This window comes from Rhodococcus sp. IEGM 1354 (assembly GCF_030056855.1).
In the GTDB taxonomy this organism is placed as follows: domain Bacteria; phylum Actinomycetota; class Actinomycetes; order Mycobacteriales; family Mycobacteriaceae; genus Rhodococcoides.
Genome location: NZ_JASHKT010000001.1, coordinates 698,859 through 714,132 on the forward strand (window position 1 = coordinate 698,859; position 15,274 = coordinate 714,132).

Below are 15,274 nucleotides of genomic sequence, written 5' to 3' on the forward strand. Positions count from 1 at the left end.
GGTGAATACTGCTTCCTGAAGAGAGCGCCGCTCTCGAAAGGTGTGGTTGATCCAATGCGCGCTGCAGCATTACTGTTTCTCGGCTTGGTGTTTGCCGCCTACCCGATATTTCGTCCCTACTCGAGCGAGACCGGCAGTGCGGGAGCTCAGGCCTTCGCGTCCCCAGCTTGGGTCATCGCTCACTGCTTCGCGATGCTTGGATTCGTGGTGTGGGGCCTCGTCGTCCTGTACTCGGGACGGCGATCGGATCTCGCGATCATCGCCACTTGGATCGGCGTCGGGTTGGTGCTGCCCTATTACGGGGCGGAGACGTTCGCTCTGCATGCGCTCGGCGTCGAATCGGTGACGACGTCCACCCCGACGTTGATGGACCTGGCCGACCCCATTCGATACTCGCCCGTGCAGACCGTCATGTTCGGGCTCGGGCTGCTGCTGATCGCGGTGGGGGCAGTAGCGTTCGCACTGCGTAACCGATACGCGACGGTGCTGGCTGTCGGGTTTGTGCTGTTTCTACCGCAGTTCTACGCGCCGCCGACGCTCCGCATCGCTCACGGCTTACTGATTGCACTGGGCGCGATCATTGCTGCCCGTGCCGTCGTGAAGACGCTGACGGAGAGCGGGCTGCCGATCCCGACGATCGCCGGCGCGTGAGCGCCGGCGATGCCGTCGGGTATCGGGGGTGCTTCTATCGAGACGGCGTGATTCACGGAGTCCGGTTGTGTTCCTCCCGCAATTTGCGACCCTGCTCAATAGCCTGTGCATCCTTCTCGTCGTTCTTGTCCGATACCCGGGTGTCTCGGGGCGGCAGTTGCAGGCGTTCTTCGGCGACGATTCCGGCCTGAAGTTGGCGGCCGCGTTCGAGTTCGGAGTCCAATTCTGCACCGAACAGCAAGGCCAAGTTGGTGATCCACAGCCACAGCAGGAACACGATGGCTCCGGCGAGGGAGCCGTAGGTCTTGTTGTAGCTGGAGAAGTTCGCGACGTAGAAGCCGAACGCGATGGTGGCGAGAATCCACACGATGATGCCGACGGCGGCACCGGAACTGATCCATTTGAACTTGGGCTGCTGCACATTCGGCGTTGCGTAGTACAGAATCGCGACGGCGAGGACCACCACGATCAGGACCAGCGGCCACCGCGCGATGTTCCAGATGGTCAGTGCGGTGTCGCCCAGTCCGACGGCGTCGCCCACAGCTTTCGCCACGGGGCCACTGATGGCCAGCATGACGGCGGCAAGCGCGATGAGGATCAAGGCGATGAGCGTGACCAGAAGCATCACGGGGCGCAGCTTCCAGATGGGCCTGCCTTCGTCCACCTCGTACATTCGGTTCATCGCGCGGCCGAATGCGCCGACATAGCCGGATGCAGACCACAGTGCGCCTGCGATACCGATGATCAACGCGAATCCGGCAGTGGGCGCTTGGACGAGCTGTTCGATGGTGGGACGCAACGTGTCGACAGCCGACTGGGGGCCGAGATCGCCGACGACCTGCAGGACGCCGTCGACCGTGGCTTGTCCCTGGCCGAACACACCCAGCAACGACACGATGGCCAGGATCGCGGGGAACAGCGAGAGCACGGCGTAGTAGGTCAATGCGGCTGCGAGGTCGGTGCACTGATCTCGGGAGAACTCACGGGCAGTCTTCTTCAGAACATAGATCCACGACGGCTTGGTCAGATCGGCCGGTGAATCCGCTTTACGCGGGTCGTCCGGATCTGCCTCGGTGGGTGCGGGTGATGTTGCTGAGTCGGCCATGGCGGTCGCATACCCGGGGTTTTTCGGTGGAAACCGGGAGGACGGCGGCACAAACCCGTGAGTCGCATCGGTTTCGATCGACGCACACGAGGGCACTTCGATTGTGGTCCATTACCGGAGGTGGAAGATGCGAACAGTCGTCGTCGGAGCAACCGGAAATGCCGGCACGGCGCTACTGCGAGCGTTGGCACGGGATCGTCCGAACGATTCGGTTGTCGGGGTCGCGCGGCGTCCACCGGAAGCCGAATCCCCCTTTCCGCAAGCGGAATGGGTATCGCTGGATGTGACGGCCGTCGACGCCGCGGATCGGCTGCGCGCGGTGATGCGCGACGCGGATGCAGTCGTCCACTTGGCCATCGCTTTTCAGCCGATGCGAGAGCGCTCGTATCTACGGGCAGTCAACGTCGACGCAGTGCGGACGGTGGCAACGGCCAGTGCGGACGCAGGAGTTCCTCATCTTGTGCACATGTCGTCCGGCGGGGTGTACGCACCGGGGTCATACGGCGAGAAGGTCGACGAGTCGTGGCCGAGAACCGGGGTGTCCTCGTCGACGTACAGCATGGACAAGGCTGCCGCCGAGGATGTGCTCGACGAGTTCGAGGCAGCGCATCCCGACGTCGCGGTCGCCCGAATCAGGCCGGGTCTGATCGGGCAGTACGAGTTCGGAAGCGCGCTGCTGCGATACGCCCTGCCCGATCTCGTACCGTCGGCAATCGTCGATCATCTGCCGATCCTGCCCATCGACAGGTCGTTCTCTGTTCCGGCCGCGCACAGCGACGATGTCGCCGATGCCCTTGTGCGCGTGCTGGATCTACGCGCAACCGGGCCGTACAACCTCGGCGGCCCGACACCCGTGCGAGCCTACGACGTGGCCGATGCGTTCGGTGCCCGCATCGTGCCCGTTCCGTCTCGGGTGTTGTCCGCTGCCGCGCGCCTCGGCTTCGAAGCCCACGTGTCCGCTGTCCACCACGGTTGGGTCGATCTCGCGTTCGCCACCCCGATGTTGAACACCGACCGCGCTCGACGGGATCTGGACTGGACTCCCCGCATGGACGGACCCGACGTGGCCCGGGAGGTCATTCGCGGAATGCGCGACAACGCAGGGTCCATCTCGAGCGCGCTACGATCACGCACGGTGGTCGACCGCATCCGCGCCTTCGGTCGACGGGGATTCATCTCCCGCGCGAAGAGGCCGTGACGACGGTCCGATCTACGCGGCGGATGTCACGTCGTCTGGGTGAGTGCCGGACCGAGGGTTGCCATGGCCAGCTCGAATGCTGCGTCGACGCGCTCGACGTCGCCCGTTGCGACGAGGTCGAGGTGTAGGCCTCGGAGGACCGACAACACCAGGGTGGCCACCGGTCGCGCAGTGGCCGGTTCGACTCCGTCGTCGATGAGGGGTGCCTCGATCTGCGGCAGCCAGTCGGTGACGATCGACTCGGTGAACCACCGATACTGCTCGGGGTGATGTGAGGCCAACCCGAACAGCTCGAACATGACCCGAAATTGTCTGCCCTGAGCTGGGTCCAGCCACCGCCGCCACAGGATGCGCAAGGTCTCCACCGGGGGTGAGTCGACGAGTTCGGGGTCTTCGCGGAGAGTCGTGAGCAGGTCATCGTTGATGGCGCGAGTGATCTCCTGGACCAGAGCCTCCTTCGATCCGAACTGTCGCACCACCGTCGCGATGGTGATCCCCATCGCCGACGCCAGCGGCCGCAGTGTCAGATCGGATACACCGTGGTCGAGGACGTAGCGGGTGGCGGCCGCCACCAGTTCCGGTCGACGGTGTGCCCAGCGAGCAGCGCGACCATCGACCGCAGCGTCGGGTGTGTCGTCGTGTCGATCCATGGCGTCACTCTATCGGCGTATGTATCCGGATCGAACGATTGCCAAATCGAATGATCCGTGTAGATTCACGATCATGTCTACTCGTCACGTCGTCCTTGTCCACGGCACCTGGGGCCGGGGTACCCCCACCTGGTGGGGATCTGCCTCGCAGGCCTTCACCGACCGCGGGTTCACCGTCCACACCCCGACCCTTCGACACCACGAGCTGCCGCGCGAGGAGGGTGCGCAGCTGATCGCGGGCCTGAGCCTGCTCGACTACACCGACGACCTCGTTCAGCTGTGCCGATCGTTGGATTCACCGCCCCTGGTGGTGGGACTGTCGATGGGTGGACTGCTGGTGCAGCTGGTCGCCGCCCGCACCCCGGTCGCCGGCGTCGTCGCCGCGGCACCGGCCCCCGCAGCAGGCATCTTCGCCGTCTACCCGACGATGATCCGCCTGTTCGGCACCCACTTCTTCCGCCCGGGGCTGCCGTGGCGACGGCCGCTGATGCCCACCATGCCCGCGTTCGAGCTCATCGCACAGCATCAACCGCGCGAGCACGTCCGCGAACTCCTCGATGACGCCGTCGCAGAATCGGGTCGGGCGTATTGCGAGATGAGCTTTCCGTACCTCGACCGCCGGCACGCCGCCAAAGTCGACTTCGACGCAATTACCGCACCGGTGCTCGTGATCGGTGCGGAACAGGACAGGGCCGTGAACCGGCGAATTCCTCGCACCACGGCGCGCAAATACCGCGATGCCGATCACGTCGAGATTCCGGGCGCCGATCACGCACTGTTCGACGAGCCCTTTCTCGGTCTCACCATGGCTGCTGTCGACAAGTGGATGACCGAGCGGGCGGTGTCGCCGTCTAGGTCGTGAGATCGCGGCGAAGTCGCCTTTGCGGCGTGTTATGTTCGCGCCCATGGCATGTCGAATCAGTGAACTGGTACTCGAAGGTCGAGATCCCGAGGCCTTGGCGACGTTCTGGTGTGAGGTGTTGGACTTCGTCGTGTTGGACAGGGAGGGTGACGGTTCCGTCGAGATCGGTGCGCGCGATGGTTTCGGCGGCTCGCAGCCGACCATCATCTTCATCCCTAGCGAGAATCCCGAGCCGGCGAAACCTCGACTGCACATCGACGTCAGTGCAACCGACCGAGATCAGGACGCCGAGCTCGAACGACTGCTCACCCTCGGTGCCCGACGAGTGGAGATCGGCCAGACCGGCCAGGAATCGTGGCATGTGCTGGCGGATCCGGAAGGCAACGAATTCTGTTTGCTGCGAACAAGACTCAGCCCCGTGTAGATCACCATCGCTTCCATGCTGATCACGTCGAGGGGGCCATCGATTTCGACAACTCCAGTAGGTGCGCGCGCGTGAGGTTGTGAGCTCGTTCCGGTTCGCGTGCGGCGATGGACTCGACGACGTCGGTGTGGGCGTCGTGGTCTGCGTCCTCTCCGAACGTGCCCTTGATCTTCAGCATGTCGATCATGGCGTCGCGGAGACGTGGAGCCATGGAGTCGAAGAGTTCGAGCAGGATGTCGTTGTGCGACGCGACCACGATGGAGCGGTGAAAAGCCATGTCCGCCTCCACCAGATCGACCGCGTCGGGGCGGGCGGTATTGCGCACCTCGAGTGAGCCACGGATGGCGTCGAGGTCGGTGGGTGTGCGTCGGGCTGCGGCGAGACCTGCAGCCTCACCTTCGATGGCGAGGCGGGCCTCGAGGACGGCGGTGATGTGTGCGCGCTGGAGAACTTTGTCCCAGTCCGTCCGCGCCTCGTCGATCGATTCGACGAAGACTCCGGAGCCCTGACGGGTAACGAGGATTCCGCGCCCCACCAGTTGTCTGATGGCCTCGCGCATCGTCGATCGACCGACGTCGAACATGGGGGCAAGGGTGGTTTCACCAGGCAGTTTGGTGCCGATCGGCCACTCGCCGGACTGAATTCTGGCAAGCAGCAGTTCGGCGGCCTGATCGGCCAACGACGTTCGGCGTATCGCGGTCACAGGAGAAGACTACTCCTCAGCTTGTCTGAGGAGTAGTGCTACATTGCTCGCATGCGCACAGGTTTCCCCACTCTGTCCACTCCCGCCGGGCCCGTTCCCTCCGATGCGCCCGCCTGGAATCGGCAGCGGCACTCCCAGATGCCGTCGCATCGTTACCGTGACGTCTACGCCAAAGTCGACATTCCGCTGACCCAGCGCCGCTGGCCGGAGCGACGGTTGAGCGAGGCACCGCTGTGGGTGCCGGTCGATCTGCGCGACGGCAACCAAGCGCTACCCGAGCCGATGGATCCTGCCCGCAAGAAACAATTCTTCGAGTTGATGGTCGCGATGGGCTACAAGGAGATCGAAGTCGGCTATCCATCGGCATCGCAGACCGATTTCGATTTCGTGCGGCTGCTGGCCCACGCCGATCTGGCGCCCGACGACGTCACCGTGGTCGTCTTCACCCCGGCGCGACGCGACCTCATCGAGCGAACCGTCGAGTCGATTCGCGGAATCACCAACGACGTCGTGATCCATATGTACACCGCCACGGCTCCGACGTGGCGCGAGGTAGTGCTCGGCAGGGAGGCCAACGAGCTTCGCTCACTGATACTTTCGGGTGCGGCCGACGTTCTCGACCTTGCCGGCGACCTTCCCAACGTGCGCTTCGAGTTCTCGCCCGAGGTCTTCAATCTCACCGAACCCGACTACGTCCTCGATGTCTGTGATGCAGTGACGACTCTGTGGGACGCGACGCAGCAGCGGCCGGTCATCCTCAATCTGCCTGCCACCGTGGAGGTGGCGACGCCGAATGTCTATGCAGACCAGATCGAGTACATGAACGACAACCTTGCGCGACGAGACAGCGTGATCCTGTCGGTGCATCCGCACAACGACCGCGGGACGGGCATTGCCTGCGCCGAGCTGGCCGTCCTGGCCGGTGCGCAGCGAGTGGAGGGCTGCGTGTTCGGCAACGGAGAGCGCACCGGAAATGTCGACATCGCCACTCTCGCATTGAATTTGCACGCTCAGGGTATCGATCCCATGATCGATTTCTCCGACATCGATCAGATTCGCCGTACCGTCGAACACTGCAACCAGCTCGAGATTCACCCTCGGCATCCGTATGTCGGCGACCTCGTACACACCGCCTTCAGTGGTACGCACCAGGACGCCATCAAGAAGGGTTTCGTCGAGCATCGCTCGCGGGCGCTGAGCGAAGGCCGCTCCGAGCGCGACATCGAATGGCGGGTGCCGTACCTACCGATCGACCCCAGCGACATCGGTCGCTCGTACGACGCGGTCATTCGGGTGAATTCGCAATCGGGCAAGGGAGGTATCGCTTATCTCCTCGAAACCAACTATGGCATCGAACTTCCGCGTCGCCTGCAGATCGACCTCGCCCGACATGTGCAGGCCCGCACGGATTCTGTCGGTACCGAACTGTCGGCCGAGCAACTCTGGGACGTTTTCCAGGAGGTGTACATCGCTGTCGACGAACCCGACGTGACTCTGCTCGGTTTCGACTCTCACGACGACGAGGGGTCCGCCGACACCTGCATCACATTGAAGATCGACGGCACGTCCTTCGAGACATCACACACGGGAGTCGGACCCGTCGAGGCGCTCGTCGACGCGTTGTCTGCTCATGGCAGGCACGTGGACATCCTCGGTCTGACGCAGACGAGTGTGCGAGCCGGCAACGACAGTGATGCGGTCTCGATGCTCGAATATCGCTCTGCCACTGGGCCTCGATGGGCGGCAGGGATCGATCGCTCCGTTCTGTCCGCCACCCTCGACGCGGTCCTTCGTGCGGCCAACGCGTCGACCTAGCGGGACGGCCACTCACCGCCGTTGACGGCGAATGTCTGGGCAGTGATCTGGCGGGCGCGATCGGAGGCCAAGAACTCCACCATTTCGGCGATGTCCCGTGGTGCTCCGGCGCGTCCGGTCATGGCGGACGCGGCCATACCGTTCTTCGCGTCGTTGGTCAGGACGTCGAACTGACCGAATCAGGCCATCGCACAGTCGAACGCCTCGTGGACGAGGTGTTCGGACGTGAGGCGGAACTGCTCGAGAATCTCACTGCTCGGGAGAAGGAGCGGCTGGAATCGCTGCTGCGGCGACTGCTCGGGGAACTGCACGACGTGCTCGGCAGCGATCGTCGTCCACCGCATGTGGGTGGCTGATCAGCGCAACATGTCGAGTATGCGGGGCAGGGCGTCGTCGACGGTTGCGGCAGTGACGTCGTAATGAGTGGCACCGGGTACAGGCAGGTAGGTCACGTCGCGGATGCCCTGTGCCACCAGTTCCGCAGCGAGGGCGGTCGTCAGAGCCGGCGGCACGACGGTATCGGCCAGCCCCTGCTCGATGGTCACCGGCCGTGTGTAACCGGTGGTCGGCACGGATAGGTAGTCGCGGATAGCCGAGGTCATGGCGGGGTTGGACAGCGGTCGAGCCAGGAGTTGTTGTGGTGCAACACCATCGACCTTCTGCCGTAGGTCGCTGATGCAATTGTCTTCTGCGTGCGCCAGGTAGTCGCTCCCCAGTTCGCTGAGGTAGCTGTTCACGTCGAGATCCGGCCGAGAATCCCTGAGCCCGTACAGGACGTAGATCAGAGTGGCCGTGATGTTGTCGAGAGGTGCGATCCGGGGAGTGGTGGGCGAGAGCAGCGGAAGGACGGCTTCGAGGTTCGACGACGGTGCGAACGACATCACCCCGCGAAAATCCGACCGTTCTCCGTAGATGTCGGCGCGAGCCCCGGTGGTGAGTGCTGCTGCGCCGCCCTGAGAGTGTCCGGCGGCAACCCAGGTGCGCGACAGCTCGGGAAGTTCGTCTGCGGCAGCGCTGACGATGTCAGTGACGGCGTTGGCCTCCGAGATGCTGTTCAGGTAGTGGTGGGCTTCGGCGGTTCCGAGCCCGATGTAGTCCGTCGAGACAACGGCCGTGCCGCTTCGTAGCAGCTGGGTGAGCAGGGGCTTGGACAGCTCGACGGCCATGGGGTCCTCGGCAGCACCGTCGTCGAGTGCTGTGCTCATGGAGCATGAATCCCCCACGCCGACGGTCCCTTTGGCCCACGACACGACCGGCCATCCTCCCGGTGGTGGTGTGCCGGAGGGGAGGTAGACCTGTCCGTGGGCAATCGCGGGACGGCCGTGCTCGTCGGTGGTTGCGTAGGACAGTGCGTAACCCGCTGCGGCACCGTCGATCAGCCGCGGAAGCACATCGATGGACGTTGCCGGTGCCGCGTCGGCGATGGGGGTGAGAAGTCCCGCGCCGCCGAACACTGCCACCGCTGCAGGCAGAATCAAGATGGTGCGAATCTTCATGGCTTCCTTCGGTTCGACCGTCCCTGGCGACGTTCTGCCCGAACCCGCCCCGCAGGCAGAGTACACAGGGGCGCAGCTGAAACTGGTCTGAATAGAACGAGACCAATCGGACTTGTTCTGGCAGAATCGACAACTACGCCGGGGTGCGGCCGCGACCGAAGGACGACGAACGATGACGTCACCGTGAACAAGCTCTCGACGGTGGCACTGCTGATCCTGTTGGGTGCAGCCGGAACGTTCAATGGAATGTCGTTGACCTCCGACCCCACCGGGCGGTCACTGGGCTTGGATGTCGACATGCTCCCTGCGTGGCATACCTGGGACTACCGCATCTCCGGGCTGTTCGTGCTGATTTTTCTCGGACTCGGATCGTTGATCTCGGTTGCTGCTGTGCTCGTCGATGCGTACGACGCTCCGACGTGTGTCGTGTTCGTGGGGTTGGTGACCATCGGGTGGGTGGTGTGGCAGATCCTCGTACTCGATATCGACGCGCCCCGCGCCCAAATCCCCCTCACCCTGTTGGGGGTCGCGTTGACCATCCTCGCGATCGGCCAATTCCGCGCGCGTGCCCGCGACCGCAGCCGGCAGTAGTTACACGCCGACTGATCCGAGGAGCGCGTCTCCCGGATCGACGACCGCCACGACGGCAGCGACGAAGAGCAGCGCCATCCCGATCGTCATCAGCGCGCCGAGTGAACCGAGGGTGACGAACATTCGACGGTGAGTAGCGTCTGTCGTGTCCGTCGCCGCGTACCGACGGAACGCGATCACGGTTGCGGGACCGACAACGGCGATCACCACACCCGTCGCGACGATCACCGCCCAGTTGTAGTGCTCGACCTGTGTGAGCAGCTCGAGCAGAGGCGGCCTCGTATCTCCGCTCTGCACACCGTTTTCGATCAGTGACTGCGCCGCCTTGCCGTCCGCGTTGTCATCGGAGAGCATCGGAAGCAGCGCGACGACGGGAGCGACCGTCGACTGGATGTTGATCACGGCCACGAACACCGAAAACAGCGACAGCACGGCCGAAGTACCCGCAGCGATCACGTAACCCATTCCGGCAGCCAGGGATCGCCTCCACAGCGTCGCCGCCAGCAGGCCCAGAACGGTGGTCAACAGTACCGAGATGACGATCTTGATGGCGTGCCACGCGAACCAGTAGTCCACCATCTCCGCCAATCCGGGAGGAAAGGTGCGGACGCCGCTGCCCCAGTACTCGACCAATCCGCGGCCGAGCAGCTCGCCCATGGCGGATTGATCCTGGAACTGGGGATAACTTCCGCGCAGCAGCGCGGCCGGTCCGAGAACGAACGCGGCCACCAATGCTGCTCCTGCACATGCCAACAGAACGATCGACCAGCGGCCGCGGTGGATGGGCTTACTCATTGGGTGACTCACGGACGAGAGTCAATCATCGAGGGGCCGGGCGCACATCACTCTGTAGGACTGGATCGAAGAGCAGTGAGCCACCGATTGTCCCGAACTTCACCGAAATGGCGGCCTGTGGTCCATACTCTCGCTATGGTCAATGTAAGTGTGACGACGGGTAACGTCATTGCTCAGTCGGAAAGCGGAGGCGCGGCGCTGGACCAGGTCTTCGGTATGACGGCAGCCGCGGCCGTCGTGTCGTTGTTTCTGCTGTACCTGGCATTCATGCACCGCACTCGCCGCATCACGTGGTTGGCGAGGCTGGCGGACTACGCGGGATCGAAGCTGAATTTGCCCGGCTGGGCTGCGTTGCCGCTGGTCCTGTTCGTCTCGACGATCCTGACGGCATTCTTCGGGTTCATCTGGGACGTCAGCCTGCACATCGGACGAGGGCGCGACGAGGGACCACTGGCCAACCCGGCCCACTACTTCATCCTGGTCGGCTTGTTCTTCCTGTTCATCGCGGGCGCGCTGGCGATCATCCTGCCGCTCGACGAGAAGCCCGGTCGTGCGGCCGTCAAGATCACCCGCACCTGGTATGCGCCGACGGGCGGTCTGCTGATCGCGGGCAGTGGACTGTATGCGCTCATCGGTTTTCCGTTGGACGACATCTGGCACCGCATCTTCGGCCAGGACGTCACGCTGTGGGGCCCGACGCACCTGATGCTGATCGGCGGTGCCGGACTGTCTCTGATCGGAGTCCTGCTGCTCGAGCACGAAGGCAGACTGGCGCTCGCCGCAGCACAGCAGACGTCCCCCGACGAGGTGGACGAGACTGCGCAGGGGCCCAGACGCTCGGTGTTGTCCTGGATTCTCAAGGCCAGCGCCTTCGGTGGTCTCCTCATCGGGCTGTCGGTGTTCCAGATCGAATTCGATTTCGGAGTTGAGCAGTTCCGGTTGGTGTTCCAACCGATGCTCATCGTCGGTGCCGGCGCGTTCGCACTCGTCGCCGCACGACTTGTCGTGGGACGGGGCGCGACTCTGTTCGTCGTCGCATTTGCCGCGGTCATTCGCGAGCTGACGGCATTCGTCGTCGGTCCAGTTCTGGGTGAACCGCACAACGTCTTCGCGCTGTTCCTCGGGATCGCGGTGGTGGTCGAACTCGTCGGTCTCACTCCGCTCGTGGTGCACAGACTTCGATTCGGAATGCTCGCTGGATTCGCTGCCGCAACCGTGGGCTTGTGGCTCGAATCGTTGTGGATAGAAGCAGCATTCGTCTACCCGTGGCCGACGTCGATGTGGGTCGAGGCACTCGCGATGGCAGTACCCGTCGGCGTCATGTGTGGGCTGACGGCGGGACTGTTCGCGCAACTGCTCAGCGGGGACGGGCTGCCGGCACCTGCCGTCCGGCGCACGATCGTCGTCGCGTTGGTACTCGTCCTCGGCGGCGCAACAGCCAACGGTTTGATGATCGATGTACCGGAAAACGCAACGGCGACGGTCACTCTCGCCGATGCTGCGCCGCAGGACGGTGGCCGGATGGTGACGGCGACGGTCCGTCTCGATCCAGCCGATCTGGTGTCCGACGACCCCGAGTGGGTGGCGATCCTGGCATGGCAGGGAGCCGGCGATACTCTGCGTGGTCTGGTCGTCGATCGTCTCGAACGGACCGGGCCCGGCATGTATCGGTCGACCCGTCCGGTTCCGGCGCACGGAACGTGGAAGACGTTCCTGCGTATCCAGGACGGTCGAACGTTGACCGGAACGCCGATCTTCATGGCGGCCGATCCCGGCATCGGCGCATCCGAGGTCTCGGCTGACGCCCAGTTCACACGGCAGCTGCAGAGCGAGACTGCGCTGCTGCAGCGTGAGCGGAGCTTCGATCACCCGGCGTGGCTGTTCGGTGCCGCATCACTGGTTGTGCTCGTCTGCACTCTGGCATTGATCTGGGCTCTGTCGTGGGGCGCAGTGCGCATCAGTACCGAGACCCCGGGAGCATCGGTGTCACGCAGGACGCTCGATTCGAGCTCCGTATGACGGCAGCATCCGACGTCGTCTATCTCGCCGATCACTCTGTGGTGCTGGCTATTCCGGCGGTCGCGCCCGCGTTGATCATCGTGGCCGCGGTGCTGTACGTCGTCAGGAAGGACCGCCGGGCGGAGCGCGCAGAGAAACTCGAACAAGAAGGAGAGCACTGACATGGGACTGTCGCCAGTGCGGGCAGCGATCATCGGATGTGCAACGGTGGCGTTGGTGGCCGGCTGCGGATCGTCGTCCGGCGGTACCTCGCCCACCACAGCAGAACCGGTGCCCAGCACCGACTCCGCCGCGTCGGTGTCCGCGGAACCCGATACCCTGCGGATGAGTCTGTCGATCGATGGCGGAACGGTCGAACCGACCAATCAGCGCCTCGACGCCTCTGTGGGGCAGACGATTTCGATGTCCATCACCAGTGATGTCACGGACGAACTGCACGTGCATTCGGTTCCCGAGCACACCTTCGAGATCGAGCCGGGTAAAGATCAGCTGTTCACGTTCACCGTCGACGTACCCGGACAGGTGGATATCGAACTGCACCACAGCGACCGCACTGTCGCCACGCTCGTCGTTCGTCCGTGATTCTCGCCCACGGCCTCGGCGGATCGACCGATCTGCCGATTCCTGTCACCTACGCCTTGATCGGAGGGGCGTGGGCGCTGGCGGCGTCGTTCGTGCTGCTGTTGTTCGCGTGGCGTCGCCCCAGACTCGACCCCACGCGTGTCGTCGTGGCGTTGCCGCGGACGACGGTGGTGGCTGATTCGGCGGTGGTCCGGGGGCTCGTCGGGACCTTGTCGGTGTTGCTGGCGGGCACTGTCGCCGCAGCATCGGTGTGGGGGCCACAGGATTCCAGCAACGCGTTGCTCGGCACCTTCTACGTTCTGGTGTGGGTGGGCATCGTTCCGGCATCGCTGGTGTTCGGGCCGTTCTGGCGAATCGTGTCTCCGATGCGGGCACTACACCGCGTCGTGTGCGGACTGTTGCGTCGTCCGACGTCAGCGGCGATGGTCGCCTACCGTCGCCAATGGGGCTGCGTACCAGGAGTTGTCGGACTCTTCGCGTTCGTCTGGCTCGAACTGGCCTCACCCGATTCGGGCTCGGTACCGGCTGTTCGTCTGTGGTGCGCGGTGTACGTCGTGTCGATGGCGGTCGGTGCGGCGATCTTCGGTGACGAATGGTTCTCTTGTGCAGACCCTTTCGAGGTATACAGCGACACCTTGTCCCGGTTGTCTCCACTCACCCGAGATGCCGCGTCCGGCCTTCTGGCGCTGCGGTCACCGCTCGACGGTGCGGTGAGCCTTCCGGTGCAGCGGGGCACGGTGGCAGTGCTCGCCGTTCTGCTCGGGTCCACCGCCTTCGACAGCATCGGGCAGATACCGGCATGGCGTTCGCTGGTCGACGATTCCGCTCTAGGATCGGTGCCGACCAGAACTCTCGGGTTGATTGCCGTCATCTGCGTTGTCGGAGCGGCGTTCTGGTCTGCGGCCCGTGCCACCGGGGGAGTGTCGCGTGTTCGCCGTGCCGCGCTACCCGGCCTGCTCGCCCATTCTCTGATCCCGATCGTGGTGGGTTACCTGACGGCTCACTACCTCACGTACTTCGTCGAAAAGGGGCAGCAGACAATCATTTCGCTGTCGGATCCACTCGGTAATGGTGCGAATGTACTGGGGCTGCGGGATGCATCGGTCTCCTACGTCCTGTCCAACCACCCGTCGGTTGTCGCCGGTATCGCCGTCCTGGCGGTCGTGGTGGGGCACCTGGTGGGCATCATCCTCGCCCACGACGCGTCGCTGCAAACTCTGCCGAAAGAACACGCGGCCACCGGTCAACTCGCCATGATGGTCGTGATGGTGCTCTACACATTCGGTGGATTGTTCCTGCTGTTCGGTGCGTGATCGGGCCGCCCGCGCCGGACCCTGACAATCGTCACCGCTGCCAACACCAACCCGGCGAGTGTCATGAAGTCGGACTCGGTGAGACCCCGTTCTGCGTCGACCACGTACAACGTTCGGCCTTCGATAGGGGCGTTGAAGAACAGCCACAGCACCGAGACGACACCCAGCGATATCGCCGCGGGCCACGACGGCCTGGCCAGAGACCAAGCTGCTGAGGCGAACACGGCGTTCATCAGAACGAGGGCATGGAACGGATCGATAGATGGCACCGGTACATCATGACGGAGTGCGTGACAGACGACGACATCCTGAGTTCAGCGTTCACCGCGACAGAAAACCCCCGCTTCGGGATCTGCCGAGGGGTCGGGCGTGAAGTCGGCACAGTCCTTCATGACGGGCAGGCCCTGGTAGTCGGCCAGTTGCGGGCATACGTATGCCAGCGCCGAGTAGACGAGAAGATCGTATTGAGCGACCTGATCGCTAGGAATCGACGGTGCCGCCCGATCGCTCGGATGCAGTTGCTCCCACATCTGGGGAACTCCGGAACCGGCGATCGAGTTGCACGTCGCTCGTCCGTACTGTGCAACCTGGCCTCGGAGGGCGCGGAACTCGACTCCCGAGTGCAGCTGCCCGTCGTTGATGGGCAAGCCGCACACTGCATTCGAGAAGGCTGCGTCTGCGCCGCTCGGAACTTCGTCGTTCGGCCCTAGCTGCCATTCCGCGCTCTTGTCCTCGGCGATCTGTGCAGGTGATGGGAACGATTGATCCGGGTAGGCGGCACGCTGGTCGTCGAACACGGTCTGCCAGTAGGTGACGTAATCGTCCTCGGTGATGTTCGGCTGGTCGGAGTCCACGCATACAGCGGTGTCGTCGACTGGAGCGTTGACGGGAGCGGTGGTGAAGTAGCGCTCGGGCGTCGGTGACGTTGTGCTGGGTGGGTCCACGGCCGGTGTGCCGCATGCGGTTGCCACGAACACTGCAGCAACCGGGATGATCGACCACCTCATGCCGGCAAACCCTAACAGGGAGTAGCGGTTCGCATCTGATACCCGGCCGCCCATGTGCAGCTG

The 15,274-nt window shown here is 63.9% G+C and carries 19 protein-coding genes; 11 read left to right on the top strand and 8 right to left on the bottom strand.

Annotated elements, in window-relative coordinates:
• Positions 1–54 precede the first annotated feature (54 nt).
• Positions 55–651, top strand: a complete 597-nt coding sequence (locus QM588_RS03485; protein WP_283311485.1) for a hypothetical protein — start codon at positions 55–57, stop codon at positions 649–651.
• A gap of 52 nt (positions 652–703) precedes the next feature.
• Here the strand turns inward: QM588_RS03485 and QM588_RS03490 are convergent, their stop codons facing one another.
• Entirely contained in the window at positions 704–1,756 is a 1,053-nt protein-coding gene (locus QM588_RS03490) for a YihY/virulence factor BrkB family protein (protein WP_283311486.1), read from the bottom strand.
• Between the two features lie 127 nt (positions 1,757–1,883).
• Here QM588_RS03490 and QM588_RS03495 point away from each other — a divergent pair, with 127 nt between their 5' ends.
• Positions 1,884–2,954 (top strand): NAD-dependent epimerase/dehydratase family protein, encoded by a 1,071-nt coding sequence (locus tag QM588_RS03495; RefSeq protein WP_283311487.1) that lies wholly within the window; start codon positions 1,884–1,886, stop codon positions 2,952–2,954.
• A 26-nt stretch (positions 2,955–2,980) separates the two neighbouring features.
• On the opposite strand, the gene QM588_RS03500 is transcribed toward QM588_RS03495, so the two are convergent.
• Positions 2,981–3,604: a TetR/AcrR family transcriptional regulator gene (locus tag QM588_RS03500; protein ID WP_283311489.1), complete on the bottom strand. Its 624-nt coding sequence runs from the start codon at positions 3,602–3,604 to the stop codon at positions 2,981–2,983.
• A 73-nt stretch (positions 3,605–3,677) separates the two neighbouring features.
• Between QM588_RS03500 and QM588_RS03505 the strand changes: the two genes are divergently transcribed.
• Both QM588_RS03505 and QM588_RS03510 read left to right on the top strand, forming a co-directional pair.
• Complete coding sequence (locus QM588_RS03505; protein WP_283311490.1) at positions 3,678–4,466, top strand: alpha/beta hydrolase; 789 nt, start codon at positions 3,678–3,680, stop codon at positions 4,464–4,466.
• Between the two features lie 43 nt (positions 4,467–4,509).
• Positions 4,510–4,890, top strand: a complete 381-nt coding sequence (locus tag QM588_RS03510; RefSeq protein ID WP_283311491.1) for a VOC family protein — start codon at positions 4,510–4,512, stop codon at positions 4,888–4,890.
• Positions 4,891–4,912: 22 nt separating this feature from the next.
• On the opposite strand, the gene QM588_RS03515 is transcribed toward QM588_RS03510, so the two are convergent.
• Positions 4,913–5,593, bottom strand: coding sequence for a FadR/GntR family transcriptional regulator (locus QM588_RS03515; protein WP_283311492.1), 681 nt, complete (start codon positions 5,591–5,593; stop codon positions 4,913–4,915).
• 138 nt (positions 5,594–5,731) lie between these two features.
• Between QM588_RS03515 and QM588_RS03520 the strand changes: the two genes are divergently transcribed.
• Positions 5,732–7,408 carry a 2-isopropylmalate synthase gene (locus QM588_RS03520; RefSeq protein WP_283311832.1) on the top strand — a complete coding sequence of 559 codons (1,677 nt, stop codon included), beginning with the start codon at positions 5,732–5,734 and terminating at the stop codon, positions 7,406–7,408.
• Here QM588_RS03520 and QM588_RS03525 read toward each other — a convergent pair.
• Complete coding sequence (locus tag QM588_RS03525; protein ID WP_283311834.1) at positions 7,405–7,569, bottom strand: SDR family oxidoreductase; 165 nt, start codon at positions 7,567–7,569, stop codon at positions 7,405–7,407. The genes QM588_RS03520 and QM588_RS03525 overlap by 4 nt on opposite strands.
• Before the next feature lie 45 nt (positions 7,570–7,614).
• On the opposite strand from QM588_RS03525, the gene QM588_RS03530 reads away from it, so the two are divergent.
• Positions 7,615–7,764 (top strand): hypothetical protein, encoded by a 150-nt coding sequence (locus QM588_RS03530; protein WP_283311494.1) that lies wholly within the window; start codon positions 7,615–7,617, stop codon positions 7,762–7,764.
• On the opposite strand, the gene QM588_RS03535 is transcribed toward QM588_RS03530, so the two are convergent.
• Complete coding sequence (locus QM588_RS03535) at positions 7,765–8,904, bottom strand: alpha/beta hydrolase family protein (protein WP_283311495.1); 1,140 nt, start codon at positions 8,902–8,904, stop codon at positions 7,765–7,767. It abuts the gene before it with no gap.
• A 183-nt stretch (positions 8,905–9,087) separates the two neighbouring features.
• Between QM588_RS03535 and QM588_RS03540 the strand changes: the two genes are divergently transcribed.
• Positions 9,088–9,495: a hypothetical protein gene (locus tag QM588_RS03540; protein WP_045841083.1), complete on the top strand. Its 408-nt coding sequence runs from the start codon at positions 9,088–9,090 to the stop codon at positions 9,493–9,495.
• Here QM588_RS03540 and QM588_RS03545 read toward each other — a convergent pair whose 3' ends face one another.
• Positions 9,496–10,290 carry a hypothetical protein gene (locus tag QM588_RS03545; RefSeq protein WP_283311497.1) on the bottom strand — a complete coding sequence of 265 codons (795 nt, stop codon included), beginning with the start codon at positions 10,288–10,290 and terminating at the stop codon, positions 9,496–9,498. It abuts the gene before it with no gap.
• A 135-nt stretch (positions 10,291–10,425) separates the two neighbouring features.
• Here QM588_RS03545 and QM588_RS03550 point away from each other — a divergent pair, with 135 nt between their 5' ends.
• Genes QM588_RS03550 through QM588_RS03565 form a run of 4 tightly spaced genes read left to right on the top strand, consistent with a single transcriptional unit; the run spans position 10,426 to position 14,204 of the window.
• Entirely contained in the window at positions 10,426–12,309 is a 1,884-nt protein-coding gene (locus tag QM588_RS03550; RefSeq protein ID WP_283311499.1) for a hypothetical protein, read from the top strand.
• Entirely contained in the window at positions 12,306–12,470 is a 165-nt protein-coding gene (locus tag QM588_RS03555; RefSeq protein ID WP_167326471.1) for a hypothetical protein, read from the top strand. The genes QM588_RS03550 and QM588_RS03555 overlap by 4 nt, the downstream gene beginning before the upstream one ends.
• A 1-nt stretch (position 12,471) precedes the next feature.
• A complete protein-coding gene (locus tag QM588_RS03560; RefSeq protein WP_283311500.1) occupies positions 12,472–12,891 on the top strand; it encodes a hypothetical protein in 420 nt (139 codons plus the stop codon).
• A complete protein-coding gene (locus QM588_RS03565; protein WP_283311501.1) occupies positions 12,888–14,204 on the top strand; it encodes a hypothetical protein in 1,317 nt (438 codons plus the stop codon). Before QM588_RS03560 ends, QM588_RS03565 begins: the two co-directional genes overlap by 4 nt.
• On the opposite strand, the gene QM588_RS03570 is transcribed toward QM588_RS03565, so the two are convergent.
• Positions 14,165–14,473: a hypothetical protein gene (locus QM588_RS03570; RefSeq protein ID WP_283311502.1), complete on the bottom strand. Its 309-nt coding sequence runs from the start codon at positions 14,471–14,473 to the stop codon at positions 14,165–14,167. The genes QM588_RS03565 and QM588_RS03570 overlap by 40 nt on opposite strands.
• A 45-nt stretch (positions 14,474–14,518) precedes the next feature.
• Positions 14,519–15,211 (bottom strand): hypothetical protein, encoded by a 693-nt coding sequence (locus QM588_RS03575; RefSeq protein ID WP_283311503.1) that lies wholly within the window; start codon positions 15,209–15,211, stop codon positions 14,519–14,521.
• Between the last annotated feature and the right edge of the window lie 63 nt (positions 15,212–15,274).

What these genes read in the sequence shown, in the direction of transcription:
- QM588_RS03485 (WP_283311485.1), top strand. Translation starts at nt 55, where the DNA reads ATGCGCGCTGCAGCATTACTGTTTCTCGGCTTGGTGTTTGCCGCCTAC.
- QM588_RS03490 (WP_283311486.1), bottom strand. Translation starts at nt 1,756, where the DNA reads ATGGCCGACTCAGCAACATCACCCGCACCCACCGAGGCAGATCCGGAC.
- QM588_RS03495 (WP_283311487.1), top strand. Translation starts at nt 1,884, where the DNA reads ATGCGAACAGTCGTCGTCGGAGCAACCGGAAATGCCGGCACGGCGCTA.
- QM588_RS03500 (WP_283311489.1), bottom strand. Translation starts at nt 3,604, where the DNA reads ATGGATCGACACGACGACACACCCGACGCTGCGGTCGATGGTCGCGCT.
- QM588_RS03505 (WP_283311490.1), top strand. Translation starts at nt 3,678, where the DNA reads ATGTCTACTCGTCACGTCGTCCTTGTCCACGGCACCTGGGGCCGGGGT.
- QM588_RS03510 (WP_283311491.1), top strand. Translation starts at nt 4,510, where the DNA reads ATGGCATGTCGAATCAGTGAACTGGTACTCGAAGGTCGAGATCCCGAG.
- QM588_RS03520 (WP_283311832.1), top strand. Translation starts at nt 5,732, where the DNA reads ATGCCGTCGCATCGTTACCGTGACGTCTACGCCAAAGTCGACATTCCG.
- QM588_RS03535 (WP_283311495.1), bottom strand. Translation starts at nt 8,904, where the DNA reads ATGAAGATTCGCACCATCTTGATTCTGCCTGCAGCGGTGGCAGTGTTC.
- QM588_RS03545 (WP_283311497.1), bottom strand. Translation starts at nt 10,290, where the DNA reads ATGAGTAAGCCCATCCACCGCGGCCGCTGGTCGATCGTTCTGTTGGCA.
- QM588_RS03550 (WP_283311499.1), top strand. Translation starts at nt 10,426, where the DNA reads ATGGTCAATGTAAGTGTGACGACGGGTAACGTCATTGCTCAGTCGGAA.
- QM588_RS03555 (WP_167326471.1), top strand. Translation starts at nt 12,306, where the DNA reads ATGACGGCAGCATCCGACGTCGTCTATCTCGCCGATCACTCTGTGGTG.
- QM588_RS03560 (WP_283311500.1), top strand. Translation starts at nt 12,472, where the DNA reads ATGGGACTGTCGCCAGTGCGGGCAGCGATCATCGGATGTGCAACGGTG.
- QM588_RS03575 (WP_283311503.1), bottom strand. Translation starts at nt 15,211, where the DNA reads ATGAGGTGGTCGATCATCCCGGTTGCTGCAGTGTTCGTGGCAACCGCA.